The following is a 23,500-nucleotide window of genomic DNA, read 5'->3' on the forward strand; positions in this document are numbered from 1 at the left end:
CTAAGCAAGTTCGGCGCGGCGCGGAACGTTGCCATCGGTGGCCACTCATCGGTCTCGATGATCGGACTACCTCTTGCCTCGTGAACCATGGTGCTGGCCGTCGACAACCTTGACAAAGGCGAGGAAGACCTCGGCAGGGAAGCGCAGCACGGGACCGCTCCGCTGCTTGGAGTCTCGAACGAGAACGTCGCCTTGGTCATGGGCGATCTCCACGCACTGCTGACTGGGAGACTTGCTGCTCTTGCGCCACACGAACTCGCTCACCCCGTCACCTCTCACACTCTACGTCGACTCGTCAGGCCCGCCGATCAGCCGTTGAGCGTGGCCCAGCGCTGACTGGCCGCCATCAGGATCTCACGCGCATGGGCGCCCTCGACTCCAGCAGGCCACAGCGAGTCGAGAATCTTGTTGTAGAGCTCCAGGTCGCCTGGGTCCTCGCTCACGATCTCGGAGTCGTTGGTCTCGATGATCACGGAGTCGTCGAAGATCCAGATCCCGTGCATCGGAATGACGTCAAGGCGCGAGAGCAGCGGCAGGATCCTGAACCTCACTGAAGACGTGACTGGGAGAGCGAGGAGCCGGTCGATCTGCGCCAGCATCACCTCCGGCGCGCTGTACGAGTAGAGCAGCGTCGACTCAAGGAACAGGATCTCGATGCGCTTGGCGGTGTCGAACAGCACCTTCTGCCTGTCCATCCGAGCACGGACGGCCGCGCCGACATCCGTGTCCAAGCCGTGCAGGGTGGCGTGCGATGTCAACACGTCGCGCGCGTAGTCCGCGGTCTGGACGAGTCCCGGCAACAGCATCAGGTCGAACGCGCGGATGATCGATGAGCGCTGTTCGACCTGGCCGGCGCGAACCTGTCGATCACGGTGCCCCTTCGTCAACTGCCGCGGCCACGCTGCCATCTCGATTCGGATGGCGCGGAGCTCGTCACGAAGTTCAGACGCCTCCGACTCCGACGTCTCCGTGGCCTCGAACCACGTGTTCACGTCGGAGTCGGTCGGCGCCTGTTTGCCGTTCTCGATGCGCGACACCTTCGACTGCTGCCAGTCGAGTCGCTGCGCGAAGTCCTTACCGGTGAGGAACCCGGCGTTGGCCCGCAGGGTGCGCATCCGAGCGCCGAAATCCCGCAGGCGCTGGTTACCTTCGTTCACGGACTCCTCTGATGGCGTCGATAGGGCTCGCGTGTTGCCATGCCGCCGCGAGCCATGCGCGGTGACGGTCAACAGTACCGGTGTCCTCGTGCAGGGTCGCACCGAGGAAACGCCCATCGTCGAACTGCATCTTCGCGACGCTACGGTTGTCGACGAGGAGGAAGTCGTAGCTCGGCAGCCCCAACTTCGGCACCTGGTCCTCGCGCAGCGTCCGCACCTCCTCACCAGCTTCGATGTTGGCGCGCACTGCGGTGGCAAGCCATCGCTGGTAATCGGACGGCGTATCGGTGACGCGACGTACGCGTCGGAACTCTCGGCCAGCCGCAGTGGCCGAGCGGACGAGATCGAGCCAACCCTGCAGCCAGGAAAGGTCGTCCTGCCCGCCGGCCCGCCAGCGTTCGAAGGGCTCCCGTTCGTCGGGCTCGTCGTAGACCGGTTGCGACTCCCATCGCCATACGCTGACCTCGAACGTGTCGTAGATCGCGTCGAAGTCGGCGACGGAGAGTTGCCTGCCCATCAGTCGGCCGTCGTCAACGATTCGTCGCCCTCCTTCGTCTGGGATTGAAGGGCTTCAAGGATCATCGGCCCCCAGTTGCGCAGCAGCTCGGCCGGGATCTCGACGGCACTCTCGTGGGCGGGCAGGCCGCCGTAGCTGCGCTCCAGGTCGGCGACCGCGTCCAGGTCGTCAACCCGAGTCCCTTGCACCACGACCGTGCCGCGGTCCGTCGCATAGAGGGTCGGACAGTGGCCGCCACCCGAGTCGGTCCCAATGAACGTAAGCCTCATGGCCATCTCCTCCAGTCAGTTGACCAACATGTGCACTATTCGAGCAATATGCGCGCAATGTCAACCAGAACGGCCAAGGCTCACCCAGACGACACTCACCAGTCTCACCCAATCGGGTGAGATTGCAACAAAATTGCGCGATTGCGTTGAGCTTGTACACACGTGGGGTCATGGTCATAGCACCAGAGGCCGGACGACGACGGAGGTCCAGATGGCAGCCAACGATGCGGCCGCAGCCGATGCGCGACCACTTCAGGGAACACGGCGCGTGAGGCGCCACACGCCACCCGCACGCCAGCTAGCCCTCCTGGACGACCTGACCGAGGTTGTCTGCCAGATCGAGAGCGGCGACAACGTTGACCTGCCAGTGTTCGGCGCGACCGAGCAACGTGAGCTCCTGCTCCGGCTTGTCGGCGCCGTACATGAGGTCGTTCGACGGCACCCCGTCGATGACTACGGCCGTTGTCGGCGATGCCGGCCCGCCCGTTCCGGCTGTCACCGCTGGCTCCCTGTCTGGTGCTCAGCATCGCCTCGTTCTACGCGACGGTGCCGACCGAACAGGTGTGGCTGCAACTCCTGCGGCATCTCGGAGTCAGCCGTGACCTCGGTGAAATCCGTGCCTGGCTGGCGGATGGCCCGGTTGCTGTCGAACGCGAGCCTGAGCCGATCTGGGCGTCAGTCGACGAGCAGACACAACCGGACATGACCACACCGGTCCCCATGATTCCGGTGCCAAGTACCGAACCATCCACCGGTCGGCACGCCCTGACTGCCTGACCACAGAACCGTTTCCGATGAGGAGAACCATCGTGGGCATCGCCGACGGCCACGACCCCGACGAGTGGAGCCGCAACGTCGACTGGCGTCCGTCCGTGGTGGACACGACGCGGGCCAGCGTCGCCCGAATGTACGACTACTTCCTCGACGGCTCCCACCACTTCGAGGTCGACCGGGACGCGGCCAAGGAGGTCCTCGCCGTCCTGCCCCAGGCACGCACCTTCGCCCGCCACAACCGTGCGTTCCTCCGCAGAGCGGTTCTCCATGGCGTCGAGCACGGGATCCGCCAGTTCCTCGACCTCGGCTCCGGCCTGCCCACGGTCGGCAACGTGCACGAGATCGCCCAACGCCTCGTGCCCGACGCCCGCGTGGTCTACGTCGACAACGAGCACGTCGCCGTCACCCACAGCCTCGACATCCTCGCCGGCAACCCCTACGCGACCTGCATCCGGGAAGACATCACCAACCCCGACCGCGTCCTGCACCACCCTGAGACGCTGCGGCTGCTCGACTTCTCCCAGCCGATCATGGTCCTGATGTGCGCGGTCCTGCACTTCATCCCCGACAACAAGAATCCAGCGGCCCTCGTGCGGGCCTACTCCGACGCCCTGGCCTCCGGCAGCTATCTGGCCCTGACCCACGCCACCGCCAGCGACTACCCGACCAGCTGGCCGACGTCGTCGAGATCTACCAACGCACCCAAAACCCGGCGCACCTGCGGACGCGCGCGGAGATCACCGCGATGCTGGCCGGCTTCGAGCACCTGGTCTGGCCCGGCGTGGTCTACACCCCGGAATGGCGGCCCGAGCACTGGGCAGATGTCGGTGACCCCGCCCAGTCACTGGCCTTCGCCGCCCTGGCCCGCCATCCCTGATTCCCCGCTTGGAGCACCACGCCATGGCCCACCGTCTCTCGCTGACCCGCCGCGCCGCCGAGTTGCGCCGGCTCTACACCGCCGAAACCGACTCCACACTCCTGCCGACCATCGCCAACGCTCTCAACAGATTCTCCCCGGACCACCGGGCGATGCTGCACGAGATCCTCGATCGCGGCTACGAGACCAGACTGTTCGGCGAGAACACCGTGCCCGCCGTGGACCATCGGTTCCGCGACGCACTGCTGCCCGACACCACCGACATCCTCCAGCAGCAGCTGGAAGCCGGAATCCTGTACGCGCTGGGCCAGGTCGCGCCCTACCAGTGGCCCGACACCGACGTGGTGGCCCCCATGCCCCTGTGCCGGATGGCCCGACCTGTCCCCGGTTCGGAGCAGACGATCCTGCATCTGCCTCTGGGGGCGCTGGCCCGGATGATGGCGGTGTTGACTCCCCGCGTCGTCGACTGCCGTCCCTACGGGCTCGCTGGCCTGCGCGCGACGTTGCAACGTCGCCATGTCCAGCTTCACCTTGCCGACGGCGGCCCGACCCGGCTGGTGGGGCTGGCGAAAGTGAGCGCCCGTCAATGGGCTGCCTCGCTCGCTTTCGTCCAGCAGGTCCACGGTTTCGCGCAGCCGCCCGTTCTCGACGGGCGTTTGACCGGGCCCGAGCGAGATGTGATTCGCGCTGGCCGGGTTCCTGGCCCGGTGGCTTTGGCCTGCGGAGTGTTTCGTCGTCTGCGAATCCTGGGTGACACGTTCTGGCTGACCGTCGACACCGACGGCCCCGACGGCCTGCGTCTGGGCTGGTCTGGCGGACGCTCTGCCGTGCAGGTCGCCACCGCGCTGGTGCACCCCGTGACCGGTCTTGCCGGGGACCGGTTCTACGTCACGCGGGTGGCCGAGGGCGCCGTCACGATCATCGTGACCGGCATCGCCGGCGAGCCGACGGCCAAGCTGGCGCTGCACCAAGTGCCGCTGACGGCAACGCCGCCGTTCACCCCGGTCGACGTATCCGCAGCGTGGGATGAGTTCCGGCGGGTCATGAAGACGACCTCGCTCTCGGCGTGTGGTCTGGAGCTGGTGTCGCGATGAGTCCCAACCACCTGGCGCTCCGCCGACCTGCTCTGCCCCCAGGCACCCACCGTCGCCACTTCCGGGTTCGCCGCCGGGCTCAAGGGGGATCTGAGACCCATGGTTGAGCCGGTGTTCACCCAGGCTGCGCCCAGCGTCGTCATCACCAGGACGTTGTCGGCGACCACGATCGCCGTGCCCGCTGAGAGAGACACGGCAACAATCTGTCTCGGTGGGCAGGCGGACTTCACGGTCAGCCTGCTTCCGGAGGACGTCTTCGAGCTGATGACCGCGCTGCTGGCCGGCGAGGTCTCCTACGTGTCCTGCACGCACTTGGTGCACGGACGGCTGCTGCTCAACGCCCGGCCCGCAGGCGACCAGCCCAGCCCTCCGGCACCAAAGCTGGGGAAAGTCGGACCTCGTGAGTTGTCCCTCACCCTGCCCGAGCAGCGCACCTGCCAGGCCGTGTTCGACTCCGAGCAGGCGGTGGATCTCGTCCTGCGCCTCAGTGCGGCGTGGGAGCTACTCGACAAAGCAGCTCCCCAGGACTGATCACCTCCCCCGTTGCGCCTCCCGTGCGTCACGAGTCCGCTACTCTCGGCAGGCTGCGTGCTGGAGGAGAGACGGGGGTCTCGTGGCAGTTGTCGAGCTGAACTATGCCGAGTTGGGGGTCGCCTGGCAGCGGTCCCGGCTGCCGGTATTGCCGGTGATCTTCACCTGGCGCAACCACGCCGCGGTTCCCGACGATCCGCAACGGGCTCTCCATGAGGCCGAGGACCGGCTGCGCGCCCGCGGGATTATCGACCGCCGCGGCGGCCTGGACGACGACCTCTACGGCGCGCTCGCCCTGTTCACCCACGCCCCGGTCGAGATTGATCTCCGCTTCGCGCCCGCCGTCGGGCGGGAGGTCCGGGCGAGCGTGGCGGCCCGCGGCGGCCACGCCGTGCGCGCGGTCGTCGACGACGACGCGGTGTGGCTGGAGACCGTGCCTGCCGACCAACTCCCCGCCGCGCTTATCCAGGTGCTGCCCGAACTCCCGCCGGCCTGCGGCACCGTGGTGAGCCTGCCGACCGCCGAGCTGGACGCCGCTGTCTGCGACGTCACCGACCGCGGCAACGACTCCGACGCCGCCTTCACCGCGGCCTTGCAGGCCCGCGGTGTGCGCTCCGACGACGCGCGGAACCTGGTCTCGCTGCTGGGCGGCGACCGCACCGGGTTCGGCAAGATCGGCGTCGCCGCCCGGGACGCGGCCGGTCATCGGCACCGGTCTCCCAGGGTGGTGCAGGTGATCGACACCCTTCGAGGCCGGTCCGCGCTGTACACGCGCGGCGGATACACCGTCTCCTCGCCGGCCGACTTCGGCCTGTTGACACGGATCGTGGATGAGCTGGTGGCGGGAACCCGGCGGCGGTTGTGACCGTCTCATCGGGTGCGATTCGTGCCGAGCCGTGCGCGGTGCGTGGCACGATGAGCAGTCGGCGGTGTCGAGTCGATGGTCCTGGGGAGGATGCTGGGGATGCCGGAGAACGTGCAGTTCGGTGGGGCGGCGGCGGTCGGTGCCGAAATGGCGACGCTGACCGCGTGGGTCAACGACGGCAAAGGCGGCGTCACGCAGGGCAAGCTCAAGGTCGAACCGGACCAGCTGCCGACGATCAAGGCCACCTGGGTGCAGGCGCGCGAGAAGTTCGTCGGGATGCAGCGGACCGCCCAACAGCTCCAATTCGTGCCCTACCCGGCTGAAGATGGCGTCAGCAAACAAGCTGTCAACAAACTGCGCACGGCGGCGGGCGACGGTGCCGGCTGTCTGGGCAAGACGCTGGCCGACTGCATCGCGCGCTGCGACGACCTGATCCACCAGACCGAGCAGACCATGAAGCTGTACCAGGTTGCCGACACGAGCGCGGAAATCAAGTTCGAGCTCTGACCTACGACCCGGAAGTGATTGTGACAACCACTCCTCGCCGTCTCACCGTCGTCGTTGCCTGCGGGCTCCTCGTCTCGCTGTCCGCCGCGTGCTCTCAGCAGACCGGTGGAACCGGCTCGCCCGCATCCACCGCCTCGTCAACCACGTCTGCGGCCGCGTCCGGGGCGCCGAAGGTCTCCAGCCCGAAGAACCTCAAGGCTCACCCGGCGTGTCAGCTGCTCACGCCGGCGCAGCTGCAGAGCCTCGGCGCTGCCTCCACGCCGAAGGAGGGAACCTCGGTGTGGGGCGAGAAGGACTGCGAGTGGGGCAACGACAACCTCAACATCGGTGTCTCCCCTGACACGACGCAGGGCAAGGGGTTGGCCATCGTGTACGAGAACATGAGTGGCGCTCCGAGTTTCCAGCCGCTGACGATCGCCGGCTATCCCGCCGCTCGCACGTCGAAGCAGACCATCTCGTGTGCGATCGGCGTCGGCACGTCCGACACGCAGGTCTTCCTCGTCGACCTGACTGTGCTCGGCGCGAACCGGACGAACAACACCGACCCGTGTGCCGTCGCGCAGACCGTCGCGGCCGATGTGTTGGGCAATCTTCCGGCTGGACAGTAGGAGGCGGGGACGATGTGGCCGTTTGACAGTGAGGTCGCGGGCGAGGCGCACGCCGCGTTCGACCACAAGACGATCTACCAGCAGTTGCACAGCGGCACCGGCCCGGGTGGGTTGTCCACGAGCGTGGCCAGCTGGCAGTCCGAGATCGGTGGCCAGTTCGACGAGGCGCACTCCCTGATCACCGCCGGGCTGAACAAGGCCCGTGCTGTGTGGGAAGGCGCTGCGGCCGAGACCATGCAGAGCGACGTGGCCCCGATGGCGCAGTTCGTGCTCGACGCCAAGGACGTCTCCCACGATGTCGGCCAGTCCACCCAGGACCAAGCCGATCACTTCGCCGACGTGAAGAACAAGATGCCGCCCCCGGTGGAGGTCACCGCGACCGACAGTTGGCTCTCGCGAGGGTGGTCGCACCTGACCGGCGGCCAGACCGACGCCGAGGCGCAGGAGCAGCAAGCGTTGGCGGCGTCGGATCATGCCGCGGCCGTCTACGCGGACTACCGCAACAACTCGACCACCGCGACAACGGTCACCTCGTATCCGACGGTGCCGCAGAGCAACGGCATCGACGCCGCCCCGCAACAGCAGACCGGCGGCCCGGTCCCGTACAAGTCGTATCAGCCCGGCCCGGTCAGTCGCGGTCCTAGCCACGCAGTGCAGCCGCACGACGTCGTTCTGCAGCAACCCGTTCCGCCGGCCGGTCACGACGCGCCTCCAGTCGACACGCAGCCGCCCACGACCATCCAGCACGTGCCGGTCGGCGGACCGCCAACGCCTGGGCCGCCCGGCGGCTTCCCGCCCGTGGGCGACCCGGTCCGGGCACCCGGCGGCGGCACGCCGATCGACCCCATCGGCATCTACGGCCCGCCGGGCGTCGGCAGCGGCCCCGACGGTTACGGCAGCACCAATGGAAGCCGCAGCGGTTCGCCCTCGGGTCTCGGAGCGCGCAGCGGCGGAACAGTCGCTGGCGGCACCGGGAATGCCCCAGGGCGTAGCGGGAGTGCCGGCGCAGGCGCACTGGAAGAGGCTGGACCAGGCGGACGCACAATGGCCGGCACGGCGGGCAAACCTGGTGCGGCCGGCGGCCCTGGCATGGGCGGGCCCGCCGGTCGAGGCAAAGGCAAGGACGAGGAAGACCAGGAGCACCTGAACAAGTTCATGGAGCCCACCGACGAGCACTGGGGCACCGGGGAGAAAACCGTACCCACAGTGATCGGCGATCCGGACTACCAGCCCTGACCATCACCAGGCTGACGGCCAGCTCCCGGTGTCAGCCACCATCGCGGCAGGATCGGGAGGCGGCCACGGTGACCGAGGAGGACCCGCGCTACGACGGGCTGGACCTCACCGACCAGACGCGCGCCGAACTGGACGCGATGCCGCCAGCCAAGCGCCAGGAGTGGATCGACTACCTCAAGGCCCAGCAGTCTGGCTGGGACTCGGTCCGCGCCGGCGCCCGCGAGGCCGTGGTCGGGTTAGACAAGATCAACGACATCATGTTGTCCCAGCTCGACCTCCAGCCGGACGAGGCATCTCGTCAGGCACTGGTCGATCACGTGATGACCAACGTCCTCATGGGAGAATGCCTGCTGGCCTCGGCCCGCGGTGACGCCGAGACCGCCGACACGCATCTGCAGGCGTGGCAGCGGTACGCCGAGAAGACCAAGAACCAGGTGATCGTGGTCCGCGACCGTCCTGGCCCGGACGTGATGTCGGTCCGTCCGACTCGGTGGGAGGCTTGGCCGTGAGCAAGATCAATGTTCATCCTGACCACTTACGTCGGTCAGGCGGCACGCTCGCCGGGTTCGGCGGAAAGCTGGCCGACGGTGGGCAGAAGCTGGAGTCCGCCGGTCAGAACCTGGTCTCCCACGCCAGCAGCGACCGCTCGGGCATCGGCGCGGTGGTGGCCAAGGCGTTCGGCAAGGGCGTGCAGATCACCGGCAAGGTGTTCAGCGAGGGCGGCCGCGTCGTCGAAGGCGCCGGCAAACGCTTAGGCACCAGCGCGGACCTCTACGAGGAAGCCGACAGCAAAGGCGCCGGACTGCTCAGAAGGCTCCACCCCGATGACCCAGGCGCGTCCCACGCCCACGGCGGCGGTTCTCACCCGACCACGGTTTCCAGCGGGTCGGGACGCGGCGGCATCCGCGGCGCACTGAACAGGATCGGCGGCAAGACCCGCGACTTCGCCAGCGGTGTCAAGAACAAGCTCGGCCGGGCCTTGGGCGACCCGGTCGACATGGTCTCCGGCGAAGTGATCCACGCCCAACTCGATCTCCAACTCGCCGCGGCCCTGCCGCTGACGCTGGAACGCACCCACCTGTCCAACTACCGCGTCGGGCACTGGTTCGGACCCTCCTGGTCATCCACAATGGACCAACGGGTCGAGGTCGACGCCGAGGGCGTGTGCTTCGCCTCCGCCGACGGCATGCTGCTGGCCTACCCCACGCCGCCGCAACAGGGATCCGTCCTGCCCGAGGAAGGCCCGCGCTGGCCGCTGACCCGCGACGCCGACGGCTACCAGATCACCAACGCCGACACCGGCCACACGCTCCGGTTCTCCCCCGTCGGCGGCGGGTGGCCGTTGACCGCGATCGCCGATCGCGCCGGCAACCGCATCGAGTTCGACCACACCCCGGACGGCGTGCTGACCGGCATTCGGCACTCCGGCGGCTACCGGGTCGGCGTGGACACCGCCGACGATCGGATCACGGCACTGCGATTACACGACCCGGCCGACGGCGGCGAGATCACCGTCATGCGGTACGGCTACGACACCGCCGGCCGACTGGTCGAGGTGATCAACTCCTCCGGGCTGCCGATGCGCTTCGACTACGACGCCGACGGCCGCATGACTCGCTGGGAAGACCGCCTGGGCTGCTGGTACGAGTTCGCCTACGACAATGCTGGCCGGTGCGTGCGCGGCACCGGCATCGACGACTTCCTCACCAGCACCTTCACCTACGACGACGGCACCACCGCGCACACCAACTCCCTCGGCCAGACCACGACCTTCCACCTCAACCCGCACGGGCAGGTCATCCGCCGCACCGACCCGCTCGGCCGCACCACCGTCACCGAGTGGGACCGCTACGACCGGCCGCTCGCGCGGACCGACCCGCTGGGGCGGACCACCCGCTACGACTACGACGAGGCCGGCAACCTCACCACCGTCACCCGCCCCGACGGCAGCCAGGCCCTGGCCCAGTACAACGACCTCGGCCAGCCCACCGTGCAGGTCGACCCCGACGGCGCGGTGTGGCGACGCTCCTACGACGAGGTCGGCAACCTCACCGGCATCACCGACCCTGCCGGCGCGACCGTGACCTTCGCCTACAACGACCTCGGGCATCCGCCCGCGGTCACCGACGCGCTGGGCAACACCCGCCGCATCGACACCAACACTGCCGGCCTCCCCATCGCCGTCACCGATCCCCTCGGCTCCACCACGACCTTCAGCTACGACGCGTTCGGCCGCCTTGCCGCGGCCACCGATCCCACCGGCGGCGTCACCGCGACCAGCTGGACCGTCGAGGGCAAGCTCGCCTCCCGGATCCGGCCCGACGGCGCCACCGAGCACTGGGACTACGACAGCGAGGGCAACCTCGTCGCCCACACCGACGCCGTGGGTGCCACCAGCCGCGCCGAGATCACCCACCTCGACCTGCGCTCGGCCGACATCCACCCGGACGGCACCCGCCTGACCTACGCCTACGACACCGAGCTGCGGCTGACGTCGGTGACCAACGAGGCCGGCCTGGTGTGGCGCTACGACTACGACGCCGCGGGCAACCTGGTCGCCGAGACCGACTTCAACGGCCGCGTCCTGGCCTACGTGCAGGACGACGCCGAGCAGCTCGTCGCCCGCACCAACGGCGCCGGCCAGACCATCCGCTACATCCACGACCTACTCGGCAACATCGTCGAGCAGCACGCGGGCGAGGCGGTCACGACGTACGCCTACGACCCGGTCGGGCGCATGACCCAGGCGGCCAACGCGGTCAGCACCCTGGTGTTCGACCGCGACCAGCTGGGTCGCACGCTGGCTGAGGTCTGCAACGGGCGTGCCGTCGTCTCGACCTACGACGTCGCCGGCCGGCGGCTCACGCGACGCACCCCGACCGGCGCGGACAGCCGGTGGGAGTACGACCCGAACGACCAGCCGGTCGCGCTGCACACCGCCGGGCACAGCACGGCCTTCGACTACGACCCGGCCGGCCGCCACACGAGGCGGCAGGTCGGCACCGTCACACTCGTCCAGACCTTCGACGACAACCACCGCATGCGCACCCAGGCCGTCACCACCACCCACCCTGAGGCGCGCGGGCCGGCGCTGCTGCAACGCCGCTCCTACAGCTACCGCCCGGACGACACCCTCACCAGCATCGTCGACCAGCTCGCCGGCCCGCGGCAGTTCACCCACGACGCACGCGGCCGCGTCACCGCCGTCGACCACGGCGAACGGCCCGAGCGCCACGCCTACGACCCCGCCGGCAACCTCCTCGACGACGCCCGCACCTACGCCGGCAGCCGATTACAGGGCTCCAACGCCGACCGGTACCGCTACGACGGACAGGGCCGGCTCGTCGAGCGGATCCGCCGCACCCTGTCCGGACAGCAGCGGCGGTGGACCTACGAGTGGGACGCCGAGGACCGGCTACTCGCCGTCACCACCCCGACCGGCGACCGCTGGCGCTACCACTACGACGCGCTCGGCCGGCGCATCGCCAAGCAACGCCTGGCACCCGACGGAACCGTCGCCGAACAGGTCGAGTTCGTCTGGGACGGCACCCGGCTGGCCGAGCAAGCCCACACCCGCGCCGGCGAGCCGGCCACGACCACCACCTGGGACTGGGAGCCCGACAGCGACCGGCCCGCCGCCCAGACCGTGCGGTCCTGGGCCGCGAGCGCCCCGCAGTCCGTCATCGACGAGCAGTTCTACGCCATCGTCGCCGACCAGATCGGTGCCCCGCAGGAACTGCTCACCCCCGACGGCGAGCTCGTGTGGCAGGCCCGCGCCACCCTGTGGGGACAGCGCACCCCCGCCGCAGCGCGGGCGGACTGCCCGCTGAGGTTCCCAGGCCAGTACCACGACGACGAAACCGGCCTGGACTAACAACTACCTGCGCTACTACGACCCCGAGCAGGCCCGCTACATCAGCCCCGACCCGCTCGGCCTGACCCCCGCGCCCAACGAGTACGGCTACGTCGACAACCCGCTGGTCTTCATCGACCCGCTTGGCCTGGCCAAGCGCAAGCCGCACTTCGCGGACGTCACCGTCTACGACCCGCACGGCAACGTGAAGTACGCCTGCACTCTGCGCAGCGGCAACCAACTCCAGCAGGAATCCGCGCTCGGCTTCCCCAACGCGTCGCTGGCCAGCCACACCGAAGCCCGCTCGATGCGCATGCACGGCGGCTCCCCCACCGTCCCCATCCCCGGCGACCCGCTGGCCCACCAGATGCCGGTCAACAAGGGCGATAGGGTCGAGATCCACGGCACCAAACCCCCGTGCCCCCAGTGCAAGGGCGCGATGAACCGGGCGGTCAGCGAGCTCGGCGTCGGCGTCAGCTACCACTGGGGCGGCAACTCCTGGCAGGCAGGATAGGACTCATGCCCACACCCACCTGGCGCACCGTCACCACAGTCACCACCGGCGAGAACACCACCGACCGGGTCTTCACCCTCGGCATCGCCGAAAACCTGGACGGCTCCGGCGGCCACCTCATCGTCCAGACCTCCCTGCAGCCGCCGACCGACCAGGACGCTGCCACCGGCATGGACACCTACTGCGTCATGGACGACGAAGGCGGCGTCCAGTACGGCGGCATCGAACACGTCGAACTTGACGACACCCAGCTGACCATCCGCTTCACCGACGACGCCGCCAGCGAACTTTCCGTTGACGATGGAGAACTTCAGCTGGAGCTTGACCTGGACGGCGACGCGGTCAGCCGGCTGCGAGACGGTCTGAGGCGGACACTGACCTACGGCAACCCCGACCAACAGCCAACGTTCGTCGGGCTCTGATCTAACGCCGAAGAACGCTCTACTTCTGTGCCGTCGTGGGTCGGCTTCAGGCTGAGGGGACACGTTGGTTTCACGCCAGCAGTGTGAGATGACATAGGCCCAACGACCGACGAAACATAACGACACCCTATGCTGAAGATGTCAGCAGAGCAGCGGCCTGTCCGCGTACACGGTCCGCCTGGACGCCTGGAGGAGTGCTGATCAGCCTGCACGATCACGTCGCCCTGGCGCTAGGAGAAAGACACTTGCCGGCCACGGGCGGCGCGGACCCCGTGGATCCGACCAATCCTCACAAAACCGACCCGTCGCCGCCGACCACACTTGGAAGGACGGTGTGCGCTAATTGAGCCAAGTCAGGTTGAGAAGCTGGTCCTCTCAGGCTGAGCGTCGCGGAGTGCGGCATCGAGTCAATGTCCTGCCACGAGAACCCGAGCCGGCTCTGCGAGAACCCGAGCAGCACCCTCGAGATCGGCTAGCCGTGCCGCCAGAGTGGCGACAGCAAGGTGCTGCGGCAGCGCCTCGTTGAACTTCAGACCGGCGAGCGCCCGTTCGTCGACCTCAGGCAAGCACAGCCGGTCGGCCACGTCAGCGGTCGCCGCCTTCCACATCTCCAGAGTGAGATCTGTGCGCAGGCGCAGCGAAGCATCGTCAACACGTTGCTTCTCGTCGGACAACTCGGACAAGGTAGCCGCGAGGGTTGCGTTGGCGCGATAGCCCGCCCATGTCCACCAACGGACGTCAAAACCGCTACGTGTGATGACCGTTCCTCCGGGGTGCACGGTGCTGGAGCCATCTTCACGCTCTTCAGCCAGCGCGCGCTGAGCACGCTGCGTCAGCTTCACCGGCGGGTCAGCCCCCAGGAGCACCTCGCGAACTGCCCTGGTGAGCTCGAACGTGGCCGCGCCCACTCCGGACGTTTGCCAGCGAGCTCGTCCGCCGCTGTCTGCCTCTTCGACAAAGCACCGTCGGCGTTTCCAGTCGATCCAGCCGACTTTCCAGCTTCGGCCAGCCAGCAAGAGCAACCGCGGTCCGTGGACCCTCTCGGTGAGCAGGGCTGGGTCGGTGCGGCCGATTTCCCGACGTCCGTGGAGGACGGTGAACTGGGGTGGTGCTGTGAAGACGGCCGTCATGTCCATGAAGTGGCGCCGGCCGAACTTCTGCTCCGCGGTGGGGCCGATGAACAGCAGGTCTCCGTCCTTGTCGAGGAAGCCCTCTCCCACCAGGTGCCGCAGGATCGGCTCCGCGCTGCGGTCGAATGGCGCTAGTCCGTTCCAACCCTCCACCCACAGTTGGTTCCCGATCCGGTGTTCTTGCAGACATAGCGCGAGCAACTGCTGAGCGACAATGTGCCGTGGTTGTGGGGGTGCGGTGACGGGCTCCACGTAGCCGCGACTCCACAGCAGGAGCAGCCCAGCGGCCCAGGCGACTTCTTCGCGCCTGATGGCGAGGAACAGACAGTTGCGCGTCGTGCCTGGCCGGCGACCGGTGCGTCCCAACCGCTGCAGGAAGGACGCGACCGATCCTGGGGCGTTTATCTGGATGACCCGGTCGAGGTCACCGACGTCGATGCCCAGCTCGAGTGTGCTGGTAGAGACGATCACGCAGTCCCGCGCCTCGGCAAAGGCCTGTTCAGCCCGTCGGCGCTCGTCCACCGACAGCGAGGCGTGGGAAAGGAATGTCGTGACGCCGGCTTCACGCAGGGCTGCGCCGAGTTCCTCGACCAGTTGCCGGGAGTCGCAGAACACCAGGCGTTTCTCGCCTCGGTGCAGCGCACTGATCACGGTGGCAGCGTTGGCGACCGACCCCACGTAGTCGAGTTCGATCTCGCCCGGTGGGACCGCTGTCGCTGCGGCTGTGCCAACACCAGGAGCGACGACCTGCGCCGGGCGTGTACCGCTGCCCGCCCCCTGCAGCCAGCTCAGCAAGTCGCTCGGATTGCCAACGGTCGCGGACAGCCCGACACGTTGAATCTGCCTGTCGCACACACGGCTGAGTCGCTCGAGAACTGCGAGGAGGTGCCAACCTCGGTCGTCACCTGCGAAGGCGTGCACCTCGTCCACGACCACCGCACGCAAGTTGGCGAACAGGTGCGCTTGCTCCACCTTCACGCTGACCAGCATCGCCTCGAGCGATTCCGGTGTCGTGAGCAGGATGTCGGGTGGATCACGAAGGATGCGTTGCCGAACGGACGGCGTGGTGTCGCCATGCCACAGTGCGACCCGGCGTCCAAGCCAGGCGGCGTAGGTTTCCAACCGTGGCAACAGGTTGTTGAGCAGTGCCCGGAGCGGGCAGACATAGATGACTGACAGCCCCGACCAATGGTGCTGCTCCATCGCACTGAGCAGAGGGAAGCAGGCCGCCTCCGTCTTGCCACCTGCCGTGGGGGCAAGCAGCACCGCATCCACACCGTTCAGCACAGGCTCGATTGCTTCCGCCTGCAGCGGTCGCAGCGATCGCCACCCGAGCGTGTTCACGATGTGGTGGACCAGTACCGGATGCAGCTGGTCGAGGCTCGTGGTCACGGGAGGTCCAGGTCGACGTCGCCTGCGCTGGCCGCCGCATTGCGCTCGATCTCGTTCAGTTCGCTGCTGGAGACGGTGAGCGGGTAGTCCCTGCGAGGGTCAAAGTCATCGTGGTCGTCTACCCGGTCCAGCACGTCGACGAGCTTACGGAGGAAGATCCGTGGGGCTACGCCGACCTTTCCGCCCAGTTCGCCGGTGATCGCAGTTGCCAGCACCGCGGTGTAGTCGTCGTCGACAGTGGACTGGACGCGGTCGGGGTTCCGCGCTCCGGTCACGTACAACTGCCGGATGTTACGGCCGAGTTCGGCCAGCCGATCGAGATCGAACCCCTGCAGACGCAACTGCACGGCCCGCGGCGAGTCGAAGCGAGGATCAGTTGTGAAGTCGGTCGCCAGTCGCTGTGCCAGCGGCGGCAGCCGTTGCACACCCTGCTGCCCGTCGAAGAAGGCTGGCGTACCGGTGATGACCAGGAACAGACCAGGGAAGCGGCCGGCGTCGATTTCGTCCAGGAGCTGACGCAGCGCGTTCAGGCCCTTCTCCCGCACATCACCTCGCACGCGCTGCAACGTCTCGATCTCATCGAGAACCACAAGCAGCCCGCGGTGGCCGCAGTCCTTCAAGACGGCCAACAGGCCCTGCAGGAACCCGAGAGCTCCGAAGTGGTCCAGGTCCCCGCGGACCCCGGCCGCACTTCGGGCGCTGGCTGCCACTGACTTCTGGCCGCCAAGCCACGCGATGAGCGCTTCGGCCGTTGCCGCGTCACCGGTAAGCCTCGCCCGACGATAGCCACGCAGGGCTGCGGCGAACGCAGGGGTCGTACGCGCGACCGCCGCAAGCCGTTGCTCGAGCAGAACGTCGACGGCGTCAGACAGCCCTTGCTCGTCATCCTCCGCGACTTCGCCGGCCTCGAGAACCTCTTCCTCAAGGATGTAGAACCAGGAGTCGATCACCGGCCCCAACGCGCTGGGCCGATGCGTCGGTGTGCTGAGCCGCTCGGTGAGCCTGCGATAGACCGTCTCCAAGCGATGCAGCGGGGTCTCAGTCTCCGAGATCTGAATCTCGGACGTAGCCAATCCTGCGCGCTTGGCCCGCTCGGCGAGCCAGCGAGCAAAGAACGTCTTGCCCGACCCATACTCGCCACGGATAGCGTGGAAGGTGGCTCCGCCCTTCGCCACCGTGTCGAGTTCCTCGTCCATGGCAACACTGAAGCGGTCGAGGCCGACGGCAAACTGGTCCAGGCCGCTTTCCGGGACGGTTCCACGACGCAACGCCGCGATGACCTCGCGGCGGCGTGCCTGGCTGGCTGGAGACGTCATTTCTGCACCCCGAACTGTTCACACAGCAAGTCGACGTCGAGCTTCAGCGTACGGCCACCATCCGTCACGGACAGAACCGGATAGCCTTCGACGTTGAGCAAGCGCTCCAGCATCCTCGCGAGGAAGTCAGGGTTGCGCCCCGCGCGGCCGACCAGCGCCGCGACAGCCGTGATCGGGCGGGTCCTGTCCGCCTTGACGAGCTCGTCGATCACTGCGGCAATGGCCTTCTTGTTCGGCGCCTTAGGCACAAAGGCGCGTTGCGTTTCGTACGCCGGAGAGGCAACGACACGCGTGCCCAGCGACTCCTCCACCGGGAACAGCGGAGTGGCTTGATCCTCGATCCGCGCACGAACCTTGGTGGGCTTGCGACGCGGAGCAGCCTCAGCCTCAACTCCAGCGCGTGCGCTCCACCAGGATGGCTCGACCGACTCTCTCGCGAGGATCTCCCACTCCACCGGCAGCAGGGTTGCCGACGGCAACAGCACCAGCACGGGGACAGTCATCTCGGCGAGAGACGCGCCACCGTGATAACCCGCTTTTTTCGGCAGGTAACGGATATCTTCCCGCCACGGCACAACAACACGTCCATCGCCGTACAACACTCGAGGCCCAGCAAGCGCGACCTCACCGTCCGCTGGATCCCCGACCCGCCACCGGGCGGACTCCACACCGACGGCGGCTACCGGCCCATCCCCCGCCGTCGAGCGATCCAGCACGTGTCCGTGATCTGCGACCAAGACCACCGGACGCTCGTACGCACGCGCAGCATCCAGCAGTTCCGGCAGGTACGTGACGTCACTCAGCCGCCAGCCAATGGGAGCACCTCCCTTGCCGTGGTCGAGCGCGTCGTCGATAGTGTTGAGCACCACCCCGACGACGTCCTCTCCGGCAAGGGCGGCGACAAGAGACTCAGCGAGCCGCTGGCCCGCGTGCCCACCGATTTCGGCTTTGTGAAACAGCGAAGCCTGCTTGCGGTGCTTGCGCCAGAAAGCTGCGAACCCATCCTTCTCCACCGACTGATCGCCGTTGGTCAGCCCAGCGGTGAGCAGGCACGCGCGGCTCACCCTGGTGACCGAAGGCACTGCTGCGACCGCGGCCGCCCGATGTTCCGAGTACGGTGACGCCTCGTGCCATGCACGCCCAGCCAACTGCTCGCCGAGCTCGACGGCTACGGCGCTGCTCATTCCGTCCAGCACCAGGATGAGTGGGGCGTGGTCCTTGCCGACGAGCGGGACTGCGATCCGCTCCAGAACGTCTTCGACAAGTAGGCAACCGCCCGGCGCCTGCGTTGACGCGTGAGCGGCCCAAATCTCCAGGCGGCGGGCGAACGCCTCGTCAAGTCGGTCCCGGCGGGCACGCGCCTTGTCATGCACGGCGCGATAGGCGCGGCCGACAACTGGGTCATGCACAGCATCTCCGGCCCACAACACCGCCAGCGCGTGATCGACCCACCCCCAGCTGGCGAGTTGCCTCTGAACACCAGCCGCCACCGAATCCACCGTTTCCTCGGCTTCTGCCAGCCATCGGGTGAGCCGCACAGCCATCGCGGCCGTGTGCACGCGATCGGGATACAGACGCGCCAGGGCGTGGTCACGCAACGAGCTGAGCGCGGATTCGGCTGCCGTCCGACGTGCCGGGGACAAGTTCTCGGCCAGAGTACGCAGGCGCGAGGAGAAACTGCTCGGCAGGAAGCGGCTGGGCGCGAGCGCGACGGTCAGGTCCGCCGAGCTGGCGAGTTCGTCGGCGCGTCGCACAATGTCCAACACGCGTTGCCGAGCCGCTTCACCCTGCGTCGCGAATTCCGCCTCCGCGATCCAGCGTTCGAGTGTTCCCTCAACTTCTTTCACGAACTCGCGCAGCTCTGACCCGCGCTTGCCCGACACCCCGAGCACGCTCCCGAAGGCCAACGTCGCATCGGGCGACACGCCTGGCAGGCTCAGAACCGCCCCCAGAGTGCCCAGCGGCATGGCGTCCTCGGCACGCCCGGCACCGACCAAGGTCATCAGCACGACCGCGGCGCTACCGACGGTCTCTTCCAGCCAGTCCGTCAGCCCTTTGCGTTCTGTCGCCGTCAGCTCGGCGAAGTGTGCGGCGCTAGCCGCCGTGCGCGACCAGCTGAGCAGCGCACCGACATCGAGAGTGCCTTCCGCGAGTTCCCTGCTCCCCAGGCGCGCACCAATGAGCGCCCGAACAGCGGTGTCCCTGGTCAGCACGCCGCCCGCCCGACGCCAGCCAACGGTGGGCTCCGCGTCCAGCAGAGCGTCAACGAGCCAAGGCTCACGCCGGATTCGCGGATCGATGTCGGTGGCGCCGAACCGCTGCTTGACGATCTCGACGCGGTCGACCGTGCGGGTTGCTCGTCCGACGGCGTATCCGCGAAGGTCCCAACCCAGCTCGGCGTCGTCGACGCCGGTCGTGACGACCAGGACATCCGTGTCGGGGCTCGATCGATGCCGCTGCCATGCCTCCACGATGCCGAGGACGGACGGCTGGTCACTCACCTTGATTCGACGCTGTTGGCCTTCGACCAGCAGGCCGAACTCACTGGCTGAGGACGTGTCGTACCGGCCGTGCACCAGCACCAGCCTTTGCTGCTTGGCGCGGGGGAGTTCGCGCTGGAGCAGTGCCTCAATGATGCGCCGGTTGACCTCGGGTGGGGCGGTCATCAGGAACCGTCCTCGCCGTCGACCGCACGCAGGACGATCTCGAACTCGACGTCGGGATGCGCCTCGGCGTAGTTCTGGATCTGCTCCTTCACTTCGTTGACTACGGCTTCCAGTTCCCGTTCAGCGTAACTGGTGTTCATTCGCCGGGCATAACGGAGGGGATTCGCCACCGGAACCGGGCTGGGACCGGGAGGCGTCCAGGGGTCGGTCACCTTCTCCGGTGGAGGTAGTGGCACCACGGGGTCTGTAACGGTGGTGGCGATCTTGGCCGCCTCGCTGATCAGCGCGACCGCGCGGTCACGGATCGTTGCGAGCACCGAAGCGAGTGGGCGCTTGAACTCCTCAGCCGCTGCGGTCCGGGAGACATCGTCGATCAAGCGCTCGGCCCGATCTGCCAGCTCGTCACCGCGGCCGACAAAACCACGTGCGGACTCCAACAGCGACCAGTCCACATTGTCCAGAGCCATGAGGACATTGGGCGCCGACTTAACTGCTGCGCTAAGCACCTCATCGGCGACTTGGTAAGTCACAGACGCAAGCTCACGCAGCAGCGGTGTGGGGTCGTGCGTTCCTGCCAGGCGGGCGACCAGGTCGGTGGCATCACGCGCCGTGGTCAGGCGGTTCGGCGGCTGCTTGTCGGTCAGGCCGAGTGCCTGCGCGTGCTTGTCCAGTGACCTTCGCACGCCTCCGACGGACGACTCCAGCGCAGCGGCCTCGGCTCGCACGTCGGCCGCAAGCTTGTTGACATTGCGCGCGAACAGAACGTCCGGCACGTGCACACCGAACAACGTCGCCGCACGTTGACGCGCGGTGGCGAACTCCTGCTCCGTTGGAAGTTCCTGGGCGCGCAGGGAATAACCCAGACCGATCCGCTCGAGCTCGGGCGTCTGCTCCACTGGACCACCGTGGTAGAGCCAAGCCCGGTCGGCGAGCAGGGCATAGGTGGCGATGATCAGGTTGGCGACCGGCTTGTCGAGGCCGGTGTAGCCGAGGCCGGCGATCCAGCTACGGATGTCCTCGACGGAGTAGTCGCCGGTCACCCCGTGCTGCGCCGCGTACTGCTCGATCCGCCGCCGCCACTCCGTGGACAGGTTCAGCGGTCCGTCACTGACCTCACCGAGTTCAAGGGGGTGGACAATGCGCTTCACCAGCGCCAACTGGGCACGGTCCACCACGACGCGCTGCTTGCCCTCCTCCATGGCACGAGTGATCCAGTCCAAGACAGTGCGCAGCTCGCTGACAGTGACGGCCTTGCGGTTGCCTGCCGGATCGAAGTTCGGGTGCTTGGGGTAGAGGGTGTCGAACAACCCGTCGGCCAAGGCGAGCAGGTTGTACTCGAACCCGGCGCCGCCGTGGAGCCTCGGTGTGTAGGAGGGCAGCAGGGACAACACATGCCCCTCGTCACCCACCTCGGAGCCGACCGTACTTGGTTCCGCGCGGGCAATGCCGTACAGCTGTTGCAGCGCAGCAGCCAGCTGTGAGGTCAGATTGTCGCGCTGTGCCTGGAGCTGGTGGCGAACGCGGATGCGGTCGTCAGCGGACAGGTTGCTCGCGAGGTCGTCCAGCCGGTCGCGCTCCAGCAGATAGCGGATCTTGAGCAGCCGGCCGAGCTGACTGGACTTCTGTGGCGACAGGAAGTGAGGCAGCCACACGACCGTCGCGGCTTCGAGACCTGCCCGGCGCAGCCCGGTCACGCGGCCGGCGTCGTCGGAAGGATGCTTGCCGGGGATATCGAACGGGTAGTCCAAGATGAACCGGACGCGGCCGTCAACGCTGGGCGCGAACTGCGGCTCCGGGAGATCGCCGGCATCGCGCACGTTCGCGAAGACGAACTCGGCGGTTCGGCGGGTTCCCTTCCACACCACTTCGCGTTCGCAGACGAACTCGTTGGAGTCGCGCACGCCCAGCGCAGTCCACAGCTGGTCCCTGATCCACACCCGCCGCGCGCCAAGGGTGTCCTGCTCGCCAACCGCGTCGAGGAGCGGCTCGACATCCAAATCGGACAGATGGAGTGCGAAAACGGGGTCTTCGTCACCTTCGGCGCGAAGCTCACCGAACTCGGCCTGCAGCTCACGCAGCCTGTTGACAACCATCGATCCAGGCGCCACTGTGCGCGACCTGATCGATCCGAGGTTGAGCGCTGCCAGACGTGCTCCCGTCAGGCGCGCCAGTGCCGGCACGTTGGGAGCCAGCGCGGCCAGCAGCAGTGTCTTGATGAAACGGTCGTCGGCCACGAAACGCTGGTCTGTCTCGCTACCGTACTTCTCCAGCAGATGCGCGCGCACTCGGGCGTAGAAGCGGTGCGCGGCTTCGGCTTCCCTGCGCAGCTTGTCGGTGAACGCCTCGCCTGTCCCGTCCGACAGCACATCCCACAGATCGCCGAGCGGGATGAGCTGCCCCAGAAGCATGTCGGCACGCCGACGGCGCAGCATCTCCTGCAACAGCTTGAGACCGGTGCGTTCCCGTTGCAACGCGCCGGACAACGCCACGAGAACATTGAGCAGCGCAGGCGAGAGAGGATACACGTCCTGGAAGTCTGACCACGTCGCGCCGGTCGCGCCGGTCGCGTCCAGCAGCACGTCCCGGTCCGTAGAGTTGCTGGACTCGATCGACGCGAAGGCGTCGCGCAGGATCAGCTCCTTGCCGGGCAACGGCTTGAGCACCCGCTTCTTGATGATGGCGGGCAGGTTGCGGTCCTCCAGGCTGACTACGTCGAACCGGCCGGCCAGGTACTCGACCTGGGCTTCGAGGTTCTTCACGTCGGCGCCCGTGACGTCTTCGCCGACCAGCTTGGTCAGGTCACGCTGCCGGGAGATGAAGGACACGATCGGCAGCACGCGACCGGCATCGCCCGACTCGATCAGTTTGACAAGCTTGCTGACCTGGTTGTTGACGAACTGCTGGTCGGACATGTGCGCCTGCAGCCACAGGATCAGCTCGTCGAGGAACAAGATAAGTCCGTCGTAGCCAAGGTCCTTGGCGTGCTGGCTGATTGCCGTGAGCCCGTTCTCCAGCGGGATGAACGCATCGGCGTCACCGCTCGCGCCCCGCACATAGGAGGACATCGGACCGGAAAGCAGTGCAGACACCAGCGCGCCACGGACCGGATCGCCCGCCGGAGCTGCGAACGCCTGGTCAAGCGCAGCCGTCGTCCAGGTGGACACGGCGTCGATGACGTCGAGATCGTCGTCATCGACTGCTTCAGATCCGCCCCCGCTGTCCAGCCACTGCGAGAACTTACTGTCGTCGGCGAGGAATTCGCGCTGCCGGCGGGCGTCTTCGAGCATCGCGTCGGCACGGTAGACCGCCGGCGTGGAGCGGTTGGGGTGCAGCTTGCGGATGGCAGCCACGTAGCCGCCGAGGATGGCAGAGTCGATGTCCGTCGCGCCGACGAGGTGGTAGGGCACCATCAGAAACTTCTTGCCGCGCAACCACTCGTCGTGCTCGGCGATGACCGGCTGGAGCCCTTCTTTGGCTCGCGCTGCCGGTTCGTTGTTCAGCACGGCGTGCAACACGGTCAGGAAGTGGCTTTTACCGGAGCCGAACGAGCCGTGCAGGTAGGCGGCGTGGGAGCTGCCGTCACGAACTGCCGCGCGGACGATCGACAGTGCCCTCGCGAACGCGTCACCAAGCTGGTCGGTGACCACGTACTCGTTGACACGTGCCTCGGTGTCGGTGAAGCCGCCGGTCAGCTCGACCTTGAAGTCGCCCGCGTGGACCGACTCGGGGATGTCGATGACGTCGCGAAGGAACACGTCCGTGGTGCTCACTG

Annotated in this window: 20 protein-coding genes and 1 pseudogene; 12 read left to right on the forward strand and 9 right to left on the reverse strand. The window is 67.4% G+C overall.

All coding sequences use genetic code 11. The annotated features are described in order from the left end of the window. Positions 1 to 66: 66 nt before the first annotated feature. From JJ691_RS30005 to JJ691_RS30025, 5 genes are all read right to left on the reverse strand, one after another. Positions 67 to 264: a DUF397 domain-containing protein gene (locus JJ691_RS30005; protein ID WP_211762953.1), complete on the reverse strand. Its 198-nt coding sequence runs from the start codon at positions 262 to 264 to the stop codon at positions 67 to 69. 44 nt (positions 265 to 308) lie between these two features. Further along, on the reverse strand, positions 309 to 1,229 hold the full coding sequence (locus JJ691_RS30010) for a helix-turn-helix domain-containing protein (RefSeq protein ID WP_211762954.1): 921 nt from the start codon (positions 1,227 to 1,229) through the stop codon (positions 309 to 311). Then, on the reverse strand, positions 1,144 to 1,674 hold the full coding sequence (locus JJ691_RS30015; RefSeq protein WP_211762955.1) for a DUF6879 family protein: 531 nt from the start codon (positions 1,672 to 1,674) through the stop codon (positions 1,144 to 1,146). Before JJ691_RS30015 ends, JJ691_RS30010 begins: the two co-directional genes overlap by 86 nt. Next, positions 1,674 to 1,943, reverse strand: coding sequence for a hypothetical protein (locus JJ691_RS30020; protein ID WP_249227105.1), 270 nt, complete (start codon positions 1,941 to 1,943; stop codon positions 1,674 to 1,676). Before JJ691_RS30020 ends, JJ691_RS30015 begins: the two co-directional genes overlap by 1 nt. 298 nt (positions 1,944 to 2,241) lie before the next feature. After that, a complete protein-coding gene (locus JJ691_RS30025) occupies positions 2,242 to 2,442 on the reverse strand; it encodes a hypothetical protein (protein ID WP_211762956.1) in 201 nt (66 codons plus the stop codon). Between the two features lie 17 nt (positions 2,443 to 2,459). On the opposite strand from JJ691_RS30025, the gene JJ691_RS30030 reads away from it, so the two are divergent. The 12 genes and pseudogenes from JJ691_RS30030 to JJ691_RS30090 all read left to right on the forward strand — a co-directional run bounded on the left by JJ691_RS30030 (position 2,460) and on the right by JJ691_RS30090 (position 13,224). After that, the gene (locus JJ691_RS30030; protein ID WP_211762957.1) at positions 2,460 to 2,720 is read left to right on the forward strand and encodes a hypothetical protein; all 261 of its coding nucleotides are present in this window, start codon (positions 2,460 to 2,462) and stop codon (positions 2,718 to 2,720) included. A 128-nt stretch (positions 2,721 to 2,848) separates the two neighbouring features. Next, positions 2,849 to 3,594: pseudogene (locus tag JJ691_RS30035) on the forward strand (SAM-dependent methyltransferase). Between the two features lie 23 nt (positions 3,595 to 3,617). Beyond that, on the forward strand, positions 3,618 to 4,688 hold the full coding sequence (locus JJ691_RS30040; RefSeq protein WP_211762958.1) for a hypothetical protein: 1,071 nt from the start codon (positions 3,618 to 3,620) through the stop codon (positions 4,686 to 4,688). Between the two features lie 99 nt (positions 4,689 to 4,787). Continuing rightward, complete coding sequence (locus tag JJ691_RS30045; RefSeq protein ID WP_211762959.1) at positions 4,788 to 5,219, forward strand: hypothetical protein; 432 nt, start codon at positions 4,788 to 4,790, stop codon at positions 5,217 to 5,219. Between the two features lie 82 nt (positions 5,220 to 5,301). Then, positions 5,302 to 6,084: an ESX secretion-associated protein EspG gene (locus tag JJ691_RS30050; RefSeq protein ID WP_211762960.1), complete on the forward strand. Its 783-nt coding sequence runs from the start codon at positions 5,302 to 5,304 to the stop codon at positions 6,082 to 6,084. A 99-nt stretch (positions 6,085 to 6,183) separates the two neighbouring features. Continuing rightward, positions 6,184 to 6,591 (forward strand): hypothetical protein, encoded by a 408-nt coding sequence (locus tag JJ691_RS30055; protein ID WP_211762961.1) that lies wholly within the window; start codon positions 6,184 to 6,186, stop codon positions 6,589 to 6,591. Positions 6,592 to 6,611: 20 nt separating this feature from the next. Next, positions 6,612 to 7,199, forward strand: coding sequence for a DUF3558 domain-containing protein (locus JJ691_RS30060; protein ID WP_211762962.1), 588 nt, complete (start codon positions 6,612 to 6,614; stop codon positions 7,197 to 7,199). Between the two features lie 12 nt (positions 7,200 to 7,211). Then, a complete protein-coding gene (locus tag JJ691_RS30065; protein ID WP_211762963.1) occupies positions 7,212 to 8,435 on the forward strand; it encodes a PPE domain-containing protein in 1,224 nt (407 codons plus the stop codon). A gap of 68 nt (positions 8,436 to 8,503) precedes the next feature. Then, a complete protein-coding gene (locus tag JJ691_RS30070) occupies positions 8,504 to 8,944 on the forward strand; it encodes a hypothetical protein (RefSeq protein WP_211762964.1) in 441 nt (146 codons plus the stop codon). After that, positions 8,941 to 12,309, forward strand: coding sequence for a DUF6531 domain-containing protein (locus JJ691_RS30075; RefSeq protein ID WP_211762965.1), 3,369 nt, complete (start codon positions 8,941 to 8,943; stop codon positions 12,307 to 12,309). Before JJ691_RS30070 ends, JJ691_RS30075 begins: the two co-directional genes overlap by 4 nt. Positions 12,310 to 12,349: 40 nt before the next feature. Beyond that, complete coding sequence (locus JJ691_RS30085) at positions 12,350 to 12,802, forward strand: hypothetical protein (RefSeq protein WP_442912785.1); 453 nt, start codon at positions 12,350 to 12,352, stop codon at positions 12,800 to 12,802. Between the two features lie 5 nt (positions 12,803 to 12,807). Further along, entirely contained in the window at positions 12,808 to 13,224 is a 417-nt protein-coding gene (locus tag JJ691_RS30090) for an Imm10 family immunity protein (RefSeq protein ID WP_211762967.1), read from the forward strand. A 407-nt stretch (positions 13,225 to 13,631) separates the two neighbouring features. Here the strand turns inward: JJ691_RS30090 and JJ691_RS30095 are convergent, their stop codons facing one another. The 4 genes from JJ691_RS30095 to JJ691_RS30110 are packed head-to-tail and all read right to left on the reverse strand — an operon-like array spanning position 13,632 to position 23,498. After that, positions 13,632 to 15,746: a DEAD/DEAH box helicase gene (locus JJ691_RS30095; RefSeq protein WP_211762968.1), complete on the reverse strand. Its 2,115-nt coding sequence runs from the start codon at positions 15,744 to 15,746 to the stop codon at positions 13,632 to 13,634. Then, a complete protein-coding gene (gene brxD, locus JJ691_RS30100) occupies positions 15,743 to 17,062 on the reverse strand; it encodes a BREX system ATP-binding protein BrxD (RefSeq protein ID WP_211762969.1) in 1,320 nt (439 codons plus the stop codon). Before brxD ends, JJ691_RS30095 begins: the two co-directional genes overlap by 4 nt. After that, a complete protein-coding gene (gene pglZ / locus JJ691_RS30105) occupies positions 17,059 to 19,728 on the reverse strand; it encodes a BREX-2 system phosphatase PglZ (RefSeq protein ID WP_211762970.1) in 2,670 nt (889 codons plus the stop codon). The genes brxD and pglZ overlap by 4 nt, the downstream gene beginning before the upstream one ends. Continuing rightward, positions 19,728 to 23,498: a PglY protein gene (locus JJ691_RS30110; RefSeq protein WP_211762971.1), complete on the reverse strand. Its 3,771-nt coding sequence runs from the start codon at positions 23,496 to 23,498 to the stop codon at positions 19,728 to 19,730. The genes pglZ and JJ691_RS30110 overlap by 1 nt, the downstream gene beginning before the upstream one ends. Positions 23,499 to 23,500 lie beyond the last annotated feature (2 nt).

The organism is Kutzneria sp. CA-103260 (assembly GCF_018263855.1).
Lineage (GTDB): Bacteria > Actinomycetota > Actinomycetes > Mycobacteriales > Pseudonocardiaceae > Kutzneria.

Bases quoted from the DNA above. Each gene is read 5' to 3' on its own strand.
- JJ691_RS30015 (WP_211762955.1), bottom strand. From the start codon at position 1,674: ATGGGCAGGCAACTCTCCGTCGCCGACTTCGACGCGATCTACGACACG.
- JJ691_RS30020 (WP_249227105.1), bottom strand. From the start codon at position 1,943: ATGAGGCTTACGTTCATTGGGACCGACTCGGGTGGCGGCCACTGTCCG.
- JJ691_RS30040 (WP_211762958.1), top strand. From the start codon at position 3,618: ATGGCCCACCGTCTCTCGCTGACCCGCCGCGCCGCCGAGTTGCGCCGG.
- JJ691_RS30045 (WP_211762959.1), top strand. From the start codon at position 4,788: ATGGTTGAGCCGGTGTTCACCCAGGCTGCGCCCAGCGTCGTCATCACC.
- JJ691_RS30055 (WP_211762961.1), top strand. From the start codon at position 6,184: ATGCCGGAGAACGTGCAGTTCGGTGGGGCGGCGGCGGTCGGTGCCGAA.
- JJ691_RS30065 (WP_211762963.1), top strand. From the start codon at position 7,212: ATGTGGCCGTTTGACAGTGAGGTCGCGGGCGAGGCGCACGCCGCGTTC.
- JJ691_RS30090 (WP_211762967.1), top strand. From the start codon at position 12,808: ATGCCCACACCCACCTGGCGCACCGTCACCACAGTCACCACCGGCGAG.
- brxD (WP_211762969.1), bottom strand. From the start codon at position 17,062: ATGACGTCTCCAGCCAGCCAGGCACGCCGCCGCGAGGTCATCGCGGCG.
- pglZ (WP_211762970.1), bottom strand. From the start codon at position 19,728: ATGACCGCCCCACCCGAGGTCAACCGGCGCATCATTGAGGCACTGCTC.